A 12,023-nucleotide genomic window follows, 5' to 3' on the forward strand; every position below is an offset into this window, starting at 1 on the left:
AATCGGTCTGCTTTTGAGCAGGCAAGAAACTTGGATTCCATTATCTTCGATAAAACCGGTACGCTAACCGAAGGAACCTTTACGGTAACCAATATTCTGAATTTTGGGGATGATCACTCCGATGAAGAGATACTTAAATATGCAGCTTCGCTGGAGAAAAACTCTGAACATCCACTTGCAAAAGGAATCCTCGAAAAAGCCGGCGAAACCTGGGAGCCGGATGAGTTTAATTCCATTACCGGAATGGGAATTGAAGGCAAGGTAAATGGAAAGTCAGTGAAAGTAGTAAGCCCCGGATATGTTCGGGAGCAGGAAATGGAATACCCAACAGCTGAAGTTGAAAAAGTATCATCCCAGGGAAAAACGGTCGTTTTTGTGATCATTGAAGATCAATTGACCGGAGCCATTGCTTTGGGAGATCAAATTCGAGAGTCGTCTAAGAATGCGATTCATGCACTGCACAAGATGGGTATTGAGTGCATCATGCTGACGGGCGATAATCAACAAACGGCCGATTATGTAGCTGGAGAACTAGGCATTGATCAGGTGTTTGCTGAAGTACTTCCGGATGAAAAAGCCGATAAGGTGAAGGAGGTTCAGGGGCAAGGAAAACTTGTGGCCATGACCGGAGACGGCGTCAACGACGCGCCCGCACTTGCGCAGGCTGATGTAGGCATTGCTATTGGAGCTGGGTCTGATGTAGCCGTTGAAACCGGTGATATTGTACTGGTAAAAGATAACCCTCAAGATGTAACAGCATTGATCAAGCTCTCAAAATCTACCTACAGAAAAATGGTGCAAAACCTGTGGTGGGCTTCCGGCTATAATATCGGAGCTATTCCTCTGGCTGCCGGAGTACTGTTTGCCTGGGGCATTATATTAAGTCCTGCAGTTGGAGCCATTCTGATGTCTCTAAGTACGGTGATCGTGGCAATCAACGCACGGTTTTTGAAGATCGAAAATTAATTCCAAACCATACTGACCATCACTCAATCTTTACAGTTCTTTTGTATACTTTCTGTTGAAAGTAAACGGAAGAATGAAGTATGGTTGCCTTTGAAGTCGTAAAAGCATCAGGTGAACGGGAGCCGTTTCAGTTATCTAAACTGAAGCATTCGTTGAGTAATGCCGGGGCTCAACCGGACATCATACATTCTGTGATCGATGATCTTGAAAAGAAAGGATTGTTCGAAGACGGAATGTCTACCAAAAAGATCTACAGGGAAGCTTATCGGTTGTTAAAGCAGAAATCAACACGTATTGCCGGCCGGTATAAATTGAAAGAGGCTTTGCTTGAACTCGGGCCTTCCGGGTACCCCTTCGAAATATTGATATCTGAACTCTTCAGAAAGCTCGGTTATACAACGAAAGTCGGGCAGGTTGTTCAGGGTGAATGTGTGTCTCATGAAATTGACGTGATCGCGGAAAGAGATCATGAGCATCTGATGATGGAGTGTAAATTCCACAACCGACAAAATCACCGTTCTAATGTCACCATCCCACTCTATGTAAGATCCCGCTTTCTGGATGTCAAAAGTTCGTGGATCAAACAACCGGAACTCAAACACAAACAATTTTCAGGCTGGGTTGTTACCAACACGCGTTTTACCGGTGATGCCACAGAGTACTCTAAATGCATCGGGTTGAAATTACTCAGCTGGAATTACCCCAAGAATAACGGGCTAAAAGACCTGATCGGCCGTACCGGACTCCATCCCGTTACCTGCCTGTCCGAAATTGACAAATCGGAAAAGCAATTACTTTTGAAGAATGATGTGGTTCTTGCCCGTCAGATCTGTGAGGATATCAACGTGCTGCTGCAGCTTGGCATCCAACATAACCGGGCAGAGCGAATTCATCAGGAGGCAACAGAAATCTGCAACCATAATCAATCTGATCATGAGCACTAATATTAAAGTTCATTTCCTGGGGGCTTCAGGAACGGTTACCGGATCCAAATATCTCATTGAAACACCTGATAAAACGATTATGATCGATTGCGGTTTGTTTCAGGGGGTTAAAAAATTACGAGAATTGAACTGGCAGCAGCTCCCCGCAAAAGCCTCTTCCATTGACCTGGTGTTGCTTACACACGGCCACCTCGATCATAGCGGTTTTTTACCGAGGCTGGTCAATATGGGATTTAATGGAAGAATTTGGGGAACCGCACCCACACTCGATATCGCAGATATCATTTTAAGAGACAGTGCTAAAATTCAGGAGGAGGATGCAGAACGGGCCAATAAGGATGGCTTTACGAAGCATCAACCGGCAGAACCGCTGTATACCACAGAGGATGCAGAAAATGCCATCAGTCGTTTTCAATCACAACCTGAAGATGAATGGATCGAGATCCAATCGGATATCAGAGTTCGATTCAGATATAATGGTCACATTATTGGCGCTACGTTCATAGAGCTTGATCTCTACGGCAAACGTTTTGTGTTTTCAGGGGATGTGGGCCGACCTAATGATCCTCTCCTGCGTGATCCGCAAAAACCTAAAAAAGCAGACGTTCTTTTCATGGAGTCCACCTATGGAGATCGCAAACACATAGTAGAAGATACTCTCGCAAAGCTTAAAACCACCATCGACGAGACCGTTCAAAACGGTGGAACCCTGATCATTCCAAGCTTTGCCGTCGAAAGAGCTCAGCTGTTGATGTACCTTATCTGGCAGCTTCATAGAAATGATCAGATCCCGGATTCTCTCCCGATCATCTTAGACAGCCCCATGGGGGCCCGTGCATTATCAACCTTTATCAAATATCCTGAATGGCATAAATTGACGGAGCGGGATTACAGGGACATGACCGACCGCATCCGCATTGTGGAATCGTATAAGGAAACCTGGCAGATCATTGACGATAAAAGACCGAAGATCATTATTGCGGGAAGTGGGATGGTTACCGGAGGCCGGGTACTCACTTACCTTCAGCAGTACATAAGCCGCGAAGAAACCACCGTGCTTCTGGCCGGCTTTCAGGCTGAAGGCACCCGTGGGCGACAATTACTGGATGGCGCCGAGGAGATCAAATTTTACGGAAAATATTATCCGGTTAAGGCTCGCATAGATATGCTGGAAGGGTTATCGGCTCATGCTGATCAAAGCGAACTATTGGATTGGGTTTCAAATATCGGTCACAAACCTGATCACCTGTTCCTTGTTCACGGAGAACCTCAAAGCCTGGATATGATGCGGGTTAAACTAAAAGACACCTACGGGTGGGATGCCCACATCCCTGAACTCTATGAGATCATGGATCTCACGATTTCATGACAGATAACTTTGGGGCATTTTTGGTTTGAACCGATCACTTAAGTATAATCTGACTTATCCCAAACCAAACCCAAGCCGCCATGAAAGAAACGATCCTGAGCTACCAAACTGATGAAATTAAAGTTACATGGGACAAAGAACGTTGCATTCATGCAGCAGAATGCGTTCGTGGCTTACCTAAAGTTTTTGACACTGATCGCAAACCATGGATCAAACCTGAACTGGCAGGCACTAGTGAGTTGATACAGGTTATTGAAAAATGTCCTTCAGGTGCACTGCATTACGAACTGAAGCAATCAGACCAAACCGAACAGCCTCCCGAACAAAATATTATCACGATCGAAGAGGATGGCCCGCTTTATATACACGGTGAAGTAGCGATCAAAGACCTGGATGGCAATGTAGTCTTGAAAGATACAAGAGTAGCTATGTGCCGGTGCGGTAAATCACAGAATAAACCTTTGTGCGATAATTCACATATCGAAGCCGGCTTTAAAGCAGACACCTCATACGATCCTGAAAGATTGGGAACTGAGCCCGTTAAAGGCAAGGGCGGAGAGTTATCGGTAACCCTTTATGAAAATGCCCCTTTCCTGGTTGAAGGGAATTATGACCTGGTTGGTGAAGATACCGGTAGAGAGACATGCAGCAAGAAGATGAGTTTTTGCCGATGTGGTGGTTCACAAACCAAACCATTTTGTGATGGAACGCATAAAAAGATCGGATTTGTAAGTAGTTAATCGCTTACTGGTGTAATGGTTATTGGGGATTTGTTAACTTATTCATATTCAAAACCTAATTTTCAATAACGATTAACTTATAACCAAATGTCGAATCCCAAGATCATCATCGCCATTGCAGCCATTCTAATGGCTATAGCCGTAGCAGCCGGAGCATTTGGTGCGCACGCCCTTAAAAATATTCTTTCGCCCGAACGACTCGAAACCTGGCAAACTGCCGTACAATATCACGCATGGCATGCTTTAGGGTTATTCCTGATCGCCCTGATCGGCTTACAATTTGATGTGACCATGACCTGGCCGGCATCACTGATCTTAGCCGGGATCCTGATCTTTTCAGGCAGCTTGTACACCTTATGCCTAACCGGGATCGGATGGATGGGGGCTATTACTCCGATCGGTGGGGTGGCGTTTATTGCCGGATGGATTTTACTGGGTTTCAAAATGTTGAAATAATTTCAAAATACACGGAGCCATGCCATGGGTATTAGATATCAATTTATACCGCTCACGTTATTCATCCTTTTACTGTTCAGTGCCCAAACAGTGGCTCAAAATGAAGTTCTCCGTGAACGAAACTCCTTGTATGGCATTCAGGAGTTCGGGGTGTCTGTCAATATTGAGCGGCCATTAACCCTCAATTCTGTTCCGTTCGATGTAGACAGTGTGCGACAGCTTATTGTGAACAAACTGAATGCGCTGCCGGTCAGAATAATTGGGGAAAGAGACCTTAAGCGTTCTGATCAGTTTCCCCTGCTGCATCTCCATATTAATATCATGAATGATGTGGGAGGTTTTCACCCATTTTCAGCGGAACTCAAGTTTTATCAGCCTGTAAAGTTGCCTCTCAATAACGATATTCAAACCATGGGTTCTACCTGGTCTGACAGTTTTATTGGAGTGGTTACTCCCGACCTTATGAATTTTATTGCAGCAAAATCAGCCGGACTCGCTGAGAATTTTCGGTCAGATTATGAATCTGTGAATTGATTCATGCATATCGAAGCCTTTTATAACTACTGCCTGGAGCTTCCGGGAACTACCGAAGGTTTTCCATTTGATGGATCCACACTGGTGTTTAAGGTCATGGGTAAGATGTATGCCTTGACTGATGTCGATTCCTTTGAGAGCATAAACCTTAAATGTGATCCTGTGAGAGCTTTGGAACTCAGGTCTGCCTATGAAGAGATCACACCGGGCTACCACATGAATAAAAAGCATTGGAATACGGTTAACACACATAGCTCCATATCCGATGAATTGATCTTTGAACACATACTGCACTCATATCAATTGGTGGTTCAAAAACTTCCCAAAGAGCTCCGGGAAGAATTAAGATCTACTTAACACAGATAAGGTCCTATTTATGCGGGACCATTCTTTCGAACATCTTCTTCATTCTGCCCCAAAAGAAGTCGAATTGACCAAACATTGCTGCATAGATCAGTATGAAGATATTGTACATCGGAAAGATGGTTACTGCCCAGATCAAAGTTTTAAACCAAAATGGGTCTGATGATTCAATACCCAAAAGCGGAAACAGAAATCGTCTCGAATAAAGCGCACTGATGCCGGTCAGAGCAAACACGACCAAAATAATAACTAACTGCCAATTGCTCTGAATTCCCCAACGGGATTTCATTTTTTTAAAATAATTCATGAAAATATCATTCTTTGCTTAAAAATATCCTTTTTCTAAACCTATATGAAGTCAATTATTTAGAAATCTTAAAATGCCTTTTTACAAAAAACATTAAGCTACTGTTGCAATTTCTACGCGCTGCAGGTAGTTTTCGAAACGAGGTTGGACACATTATAAATAAATAAACATCACGAACGATTTGGGTATGCAAGCATATGTAACCGAAGCGGTTGGCACTTTTTTCCTGGTAATGGTTTTTGGGATATCAGGTGATCCGCTTGCCGTTGGCCTTACCTTAATGGCCCTTATCTATATTGGATACCCAACTTCCGGCGCTCATTTCAATCCCGCTGTTTCAATCGCTTTCTTCTTTAAGAGAAAGCTGTCGTTCGCTGAGTTAACAGGCTACCTGTTTTGTCAGGTCATAGGAGCCTTTTTTGCTTCTTATCTGATCTACACCTTTGCCAACAGTGTGTTTTACCTGGAACCTCCGGTTGACACGGACTTATATGAGCAAGTGTTTTCTGAAGTCTTCTTTACAGCTATTTTTGTAAGTGTTATGCTTTCTCTAACCTTCTCTAATCTTCACAGAAAAAATCAGTACATGGGGCTGATCATTGGCCTCACCTTCACGGGAATGCTTATGGCTGCGTCTCCTTTGTCGGGTGGTGTACTCAACCCGGCATTCTCAGCAGGTACCACTTTGTTCGATCTTGTTAAAGGTGGAGACTCCTACATCTATTCTGTGTTATACGTATTGAGTCCCATTGCAGGTGGTGCCTTAGCGGCTTTCTCATCTTCTTATTTCAGTTCAAGATGGGGAGATTGAAGTAAAACCGACTCCCTTTTCCAACTTCACTTTCCACTTTTATATCGGTTTGATGAGCATTTAAGATTCCTTTCACTACAGAAAGTCCCAGTCCGGTTCCTCCCTTATCCCGTGAACGGGCTTTATCCGTGCGATAGAAGCGGTCAAACAAACGATCGAGGTGTTCACGTCCAATTCCGGTTCCCGTATCTCTCACCGATATTTCAACCACTTCACCTTGCTTCTCAAAACTCACTTCTACCTTACCGGCCTGCGTATATTTGATCCCATTGGAGATCAGGTTATCCAATACCTGTTCTATTTTATCGGGATCAGCATTCACCTTGCAAGAAAATGTATGGGACGTATCCAGTTCCAGTCCTTTTTTATGCGCTATGGGTTGATAGGCATGTTCAACTTCCTTAACCAGATCATTCAGGTCAAAATCCTTGCGGTTTATAAAGCTTTCATCAAAATCGTAACGCTGAAGCGTTTTGATATCCTCAAACAGCCTGGCTACGCGCTTGATCTGTTTTTGAGCCGTTACCATATACTGCTTTTTCTTTTCAGGAGGCAGATTCTCAAGCTCCAGCATTTCCAGGGCACCTGATATGGTGTGCAAGGGATTCCTGACCTCGTGCGTGATATCAGCAAAAAACTGACTCTGCTTCATATTCAGTTTCTTCAGCTTCTCGTTATCTGCTCTGAGCGTTCGTGCCATATGGTTCAATGAATCTGCCAGGGTACCGAACTCATCGTTTCTTTTCAGGTCGATCTTACGATCTAGGTTACCTCGTGCAATATCAAGGGCAGCCGCATTAAGATGCAAAATTGGAGCCGCAATATACCGGGCAAACAGAAAGCTGACGACGATCACTGCCGCGATGGAAAAGAACATCCCCGCATAAATAATATGCCTAATACTTGCCACCGCTGCATAATACTGACTTTTATCCTGACTGATCCTGAGATACTGAGCAGAGTTATCAGAATCACCCAGATCCACATAAGAGATCAGTTTGGGCGACGTCTCGGTATTCTCTATGATGGGCTCTCCGTCTCTTTTCTCAAGTTCTGCTAACAGACTGTTATCAAGAGAGGTCGCAACATTCTCAAAGGCTTCTTCGGGAAATGTTAAAAATCGATCCCCGGTTCGGTCATAAACAGCTACCTCATAATTTGAAAGCTCAGCTAACCCCACGATCTTTGAGCCGAATTGCTCATCTTCCTTAAAACTACCGGTAGCAAGCGCCATGGATAGGGCGTCTTTTTCAAATTGCTCGATCCCTTCTTCCAACAAAAAACTTCGAATGGTCAGAATCGAATAGGCACTGATGGTAATGATACCAATGACCAATAGGATGACATAGGTCCACGCCAGTTTAGAGCGAATTTTCATGCGTGAAGGAATTCCTTATTAAACCCGTAACCAACGCCACGATAGGTTTTAATAAGCTTGCCTTCATCACCCATTTTCAATCGCAGGTTTTTTACGTGAACATCCACGGTGCGGTCGAATACAAATTTTTCCTCATCCGAGATCTTCTCAAGGATCTGTTGACGGCTGTACACCAGTTTTGGGTTTTGAAAGATCATTTCAGCGATGGTGTACTCTGTATGGGTCAGGTCAATGAGTTCTTCGTTGATGTACATTTCTTTGGAATCGAGGTCCACATATACTTTACCATACTGAATCCAGTTACTTTTTTCCGGAGAGCGCCGGCGAAGCTGTGTTTCAACGTGTGCTTTAACAAGATTAAGGCTCGCCGGTTTTTTGATATAGTCATCGGCACCGAGTTCCAGTCCTTCTATCTCATCCTGTTCTTCATCCCGTGCGGTCAGAAATAAAACCGGAATATCATAGATCACCGGGTGCTGACGAATGTTACTGCATATCTCCTTACCATCGTGATGTGGAACCATTATATCCAGAATGGCCAAATGAATTTCATTCGCGTTCTCTTCTATATACTTGAGTGCTTGTTTTCCGTCTTTGGCCCACAAAACATTGTAATCATTCAATTCCAGGAAGTTAGCCAGCATCTCGCCTGACTCTTCTTCATCTTCCATCAGAAGTATGGTGTGTTTGTTACTCATTGCGGAGATTTTGTGTTAAAGTGTTTATGTGTTACAGTGTTAAGGTAAATAGAAAATATTACCTTAACACTGTAACACCTTAGTAATATTAAATTATCGCATTAAAAATCTGAATTCTACCATGAATTACCAAGGAAAAACCGTTTGGATAACAGGAGCCTCATCCGGAATAGGCAAAGCCTTTGCCCATAAACTTTATGATCTTGGTGCCAACCTGATACTTTCTTCTCGCCGTGAAGAGGCCTTGATCAAGGTTAAAAACGAACTTGGTGCGGATTCTTCCAGAATCAAAGTATTACCTCTTGATCTTACTGAACCTGAAACTTTCCCTGCTAAAACTAAAGAAGCACTAAAGGCTTTCGGGCAGATCGATGTTTTGATGAATAATGGAGGGATCAGTCAGCGTTCTACGGTGCTTGAAACAGATATGGAGGTGTACCGAAGACTGATGGAGATCAATTATTTTGGAGCCGTTGGCCTTACCAAACAAGTGTTACCGCATATGGTTGAGCGAAAAAGCGGGCACATCATTGTTACCAGCAGTGTGGCCGGTAAGATCGGAACCCGAGTCAGATCTGGCTATTCCGGCAGTAAGCACGCTGTTCAGGGTTTTTTCAATTCGCTGCGACAAGAGATGTACCAACACAATGTTGCTGTGACTTTACTATGCCCGGGATTTGTTAAAACGGACATCAGCAAAAATGCATTAACAGCCGATGGCTCTGAGTTCGGCAAGATGGGAGATGCCCACCAAAAAGCTATGACAGCGGAACAGATGGTTGAAAAGGTGATGCCCAAGATCACCGCTCGAAAAGAAGAGATCTATGTTACCGGTTTTAAAGAAAGGCTGGCGATCTGGGTGCAGCGAATTTCACCGACATTGTTGAATCGGATCCTGAAGAATCAAAAGGTGACATAGATTCGTTACTGGTGTATTCGTTGATGGTTATCAGTGAGCCGATTGCACGATCAACGAGTGATCTACCCCACCAAGACTAACCCAGTCTACGTCTTTTAGTAAGGTATGCCAGCAAAGACTGATCGAACTGAGCCTGTGTATCCATTTCTTCAAAATCGATCTCAAATTCACTGCAAGCCATTCTGAACTGCCTGGTGTAATCTTCGACCTTTCGTTGATAATCTTTCCGGACCTGTGCAGGCAATACTTCCACTTCATCACTCAGCTCCATGTCCTCAAAAACAAATCTTCGGTCAGGAAAATCAAGATCTCTCTCGCTTTTCTTTTCCAGCACATTGAATAGCAGTACCTCATGCTTCCGGTGGCGCAGATGCTTCAACGCTGATATCAGTTCACTGTGTTCACTTACATTTTCAAACAGGTCCGTTATGATGATCACCAGACTACGGTGATTCAGTCGCTCTGCCACTTCATGAATGGCCTGGGCAGATGCCGTTACCCGCTTGTCCTTATCCCCCTTTTCCTCACGGATCAACTCGCGCTCCAGTTCCGTATAGATCTGCCTTAAGTGCGCATAGGTGGACTTTGCGGGAATAAACGCATCGATCTTTGAATTGAAAGGAATCAGCCCGCAGGCATCCCGTTGTCGGTGCATGAGGTACATAAGCGAGGCCGCATAATGGATCCCATACCTGAGTTTACTCCATTCCGCAAAATATTTGAACTGCATGGAGGTACTTGTATCAAGCATGATGTACGATCTCAGGTTGGTCTCTTCCTCGTACTGCTTCACATAAAAACGCTCTTTCTTGGCATACACCTTCCAGTCAATGTGCTTGAAATCATCTCCGGGGTTATAGGGCCGGTGTTCAGCAAACTCCACACTGAACCCATGGAACGGACTTTTATGCAATCCGGATATGAATCCTTCCACGATCTTCTTGGCGCGAAGCTCAAGGGAGGATAATTTGGATAAAATACTTGGTTCAAGGATCATCCTATATGGTAACGGTATAAATCAATAGTTGAAAGTCATTACACACACTGCCCCTAATCTTCACAAACTTTTCGCAAAGAACAGCTATACTATGCACACTCACACACTCATTAAGTATTCGTATTCAGGTTAAACACCATGAAAACATTTTCTAAAGATCATGTATCTATTCTGATCGGGGTCATCGGATTTATCATTCCCTTTTTTCTCAGTATTCCGGGACTTTCTGAAGCCGGGCATGTAGCCTTAAGTGTCTTCATTATCGCCGCCATTTTCTGGATGTTTGAACCGGTTCCCATTTACGCCACATCCATTATGGTGATACTGTTGCAGGTGTTTTTTCTGAGCAAACAGGGCGTACTATTTCCTGAGGTTACGGCTGAATATACCCCAAATGGTTACACAGATTTCATCGGTACGCTTGCCAATCCCATCATCATTTTGTTTTTAGGAGGATTTGTACTGGCGGATGCTGCTGTTAAATATGATCTCGACAAGAACCTTACCCGGATCCTGTTAAAACCATTTGGTTCAAAACCCAAATTCATCATTCTCGGTTTAATGGTTGTGACAGGACTGCTTTCCGCTTTTATGAGTAACACGGCCACTACGGCTATGATGATGACCGTAATCCTTCCGATCATTGCCAAAACAGAAGTATCTGACCCACTTCGGATCGGATTGGCATTAAGTATTCCGTTTGCTGCCAATATTGGAGGGATCGCTACTCCCATTGGAACCCCTCCAAATGCTGTGGTGATCGGGGCTCTCTCGAATCAGGGAATCGATATTGCCTTCACTGAGTGGATGGTATTGGCAGGACCCCTGGTAATAATCGTGTTGTTCGTTACCTGGCTGGTACTTCTCTGGATGTTCAAACCCGAAACAGATTCCATTCCTTTAGATCTTAAAGGGACCTTCCAAAAGAACTCCTCAGCCATATTGGTTTATCTGGTTTTTGGTGCCACCGTTATACTTTGGGTCACTGAAAGCCTGCATGGCATCGGGAGCAGCATCATTGCACTGATCCCAGTAACCGTTTTAGCCCTCACGGGCATTCTGGACAAGGATGGCATTCGTCAACTCCCCTGGGAGGTTCTATGGCTGGTAGCCGGAGGCATTTCACTCGGTATCTCTATGGAGGGAACCGGACTGGCAGAGTGGATCATTACGAATATCGAATGGAGTATCTTTTCTCCGGTTTTTATGATCATCATCTTTAGCTTAGTGGCTATTGTGATGTCCAACTTTTTGTCCCATACCGTTTCCGCCACGCTGTTGATCCCACTGGCTGTCAGTCTTGCAACCTCCGGTGTAGCCGGAGAGGGATTCAGCCTGGTGTTGATCAGTTTGGTTATCGGTGTCAGTGCCAGCCTCGCCATGATGCTGCCGATCTCAACCCCGCCTAATGCCATTGCCATCAGTACCGGAACCCTGAAGACCAAACACATGACCCGCGCCGGCCTGGTGATCGGACTCTTTGGCCTGATCATGGTAACTCTCTACGCCTTGTTCTACTGGCCATTAATCTTAAATTAGAA

At 44.4% G+C, this 12,023-nt stretch carries 14 protein-coding genes; 10 read left to right on the forward strand and 4 right to left on the reverse strand.

Going from position 1 to position 12,023, the window contains the following annotated elements; all coding sequences use genetic code 11:
* The 7 genes from C3B73_RS07050 to C3B73_RS07080 form a co-directional block, all read left to right on the forward strand.
* On the forward strand, positions 1-966 hold a 966-nt coding region (locus C3B73_RS07050; RefSeq protein WP_157939443.1), incomplete at its 5' end, for a heavy metal translocating P-type ATPase.
* An 80-nt stretch (positions 967-1,046) separates the two neighbouring features.
* A complete protein-coding gene (locus C3B73_RS07055) occupies positions 1,047-1,910 on the forward strand; it encodes a restriction endonuclease (protein WP_103664898.1) in 864 nt (287 codons plus the stop codon).
* A complete protein-coding gene (locus C3B73_RS07060; RefSeq protein ID WP_103664899.1) occupies positions 1,900-3,279 on the forward strand; it encodes an MBL fold metallo-hydrolase RNA specificity domain-containing protein in 1,380 nt (459 codons plus the stop codon). Before C3B73_RS07055 ends, C3B73_RS07060 begins: the two co-directional genes overlap by 11 nt.
* An 80-nt stretch (positions 3,280-3,359) precedes the next feature.
* Positions 3,360-4,019 (forward strand): CDGSH iron-sulfur domain-containing protein, encoded by a 660-nt coding sequence (locus C3B73_RS07065; protein ID WP_103664900.1) that lies wholly within the window; start codon positions 3,360-3,362, stop codon positions 4,017-4,019.
* An 87-nt stretch (positions 4,020-4,106) separates the two neighbouring features.
* Positions 4,107-4,475: a DUF423 domain-containing protein gene (locus tag C3B73_RS07070; protein ID WP_103664901.1), complete on the forward strand. Its 369-nt coding sequence runs from the start codon at positions 4,107-4,109 to the stop codon at positions 4,473-4,475.
* A gap of 24 nt (positions 4,476-4,499) precedes the next feature.
* Complete coding sequence (locus C3B73_RS07075; RefSeq protein WP_103664902.1) at positions 4,500-5,009, forward strand: hypothetical protein; 510 nt, start codon at positions 4,500-4,502, stop codon at positions 5,007-5,009.
* Between the two features lie 3 nt (positions 5,010-5,012).
* The gene (locus C3B73_RS07080) at positions 5,013-5,366 is read left to right on the forward strand and encodes an MmcQ/YjbR family DNA-binding protein (protein WP_103664903.1); all 354 of its coding nucleotides are present in this window, start codon (positions 5,013-5,015) and stop codon (positions 5,364-5,366) included.
* Positions 5,367-5,379: 13 nt separating this feature from the next.
* On the opposite strand, the gene C3B73_RS07085 is transcribed toward C3B73_RS07080, so the two are convergent.
* The gene (locus C3B73_RS07085; protein WP_103664904.1) at positions 5,380-5,679 is read right to left on the reverse strand and encodes a DUF6787 family protein; all 300 of its coding nucleotides are present in this window, start codon (positions 5,677-5,679) and stop codon (positions 5,380-5,382) included.
* A gap of 187 nt (positions 5,680-5,866) precedes the next feature.
* Here C3B73_RS07085 and C3B73_RS07090 point away from each other — a divergent pair, with 187 nt between their 5' ends.
* A complete protein-coding gene (locus tag C3B73_RS07090) occupies positions 5,867-6,490 on the forward strand; it encodes an MIP/aquaporin family protein (RefSeq protein WP_103664905.1) in 624 nt (207 codons plus the stop codon).
* Here C3B73_RS07090 and C3B73_RS07095 read toward each other — a convergent pair.
* Both C3B73_RS07095 and C3B73_RS07100 read right to left on the reverse strand, forming a co-directional pair.
* Positions 6,468-7,868, reverse strand: a complete 1,401-nt coding sequence (locus tag C3B73_RS07095; RefSeq protein ID WP_103664906.1) for a sensor histidine kinase — start codon at positions 7,866-7,868, stop codon at positions 6,468-6,470. The two genes, C3B73_RS07090 and C3B73_RS07095, sit on opposite strands and share 23 nt — an antisense overlap.
* Positions 7,865-8,566: a response regulator transcription factor gene (locus C3B73_RS07100; protein WP_103664907.1), complete on the reverse strand. Its 702-nt coding sequence runs from the start codon at positions 8,564-8,566 to the stop codon at positions 7,865-7,867. Before C3B73_RS07100 ends, C3B73_RS07095 begins: the two co-directional genes overlap by 4 nt.
* A gap of 121 nt (positions 8,567-8,687) precedes the next feature.
* Here C3B73_RS07100 and C3B73_RS07105 point away from each other — a divergent pair, with 121 nt between their 5' ends.
* Positions 8,688-9,485 carry an SDR family oxidoreductase gene (locus C3B73_RS07105; RefSeq protein WP_103664908.1) on the forward strand — a complete coding sequence of 266 codons (798 nt, stop codon included), beginning with the start codon at positions 8,688-8,690 and terminating at the stop codon, positions 9,483-9,485.
* A gap of 76 nt (positions 9,486-9,561) precedes the next feature.
* Here C3B73_RS07105 and C3B73_RS07110 read toward each other — a convergent pair whose 3' ends face one another.
* Positions 9,562-10,482 carry a DUF58 domain-containing protein gene (locus C3B73_RS07110; protein WP_103664909.1) on the reverse strand — a complete coding sequence of 307 codons (921 nt, stop codon included), beginning with the start codon at positions 10,480-10,482 and terminating at the stop codon, positions 9,562-9,564.
* Positions 10,483-10,620: 138 nt separating this feature from the next.
* Here C3B73_RS07110 and C3B73_RS07115 point away from each other — a divergent pair, with 138 nt between their 5' ends.
* Positions 10,621-12,021, forward strand: a complete 1,401-nt coding sequence (locus C3B73_RS07115; protein ID WP_103664910.1) for an SLC13 family permease — start codon at positions 10,621-10,623, stop codon at positions 12,019-12,021.
* The last annotated feature ends 2 nt before the right edge of the window (positions 12,022-12,023 follow it).

Origin of the sequence: Gracilimonas amylolytica, assembly GCF_002911695.1 — a bacterium.
GTDB classification, from domain to species: domain Bacteria; phylum Bacteroidota; class Rhodothermia; order Balneolales; family Balneolaceae; genus Gracilimonas; species Gracilimonas amylolytica.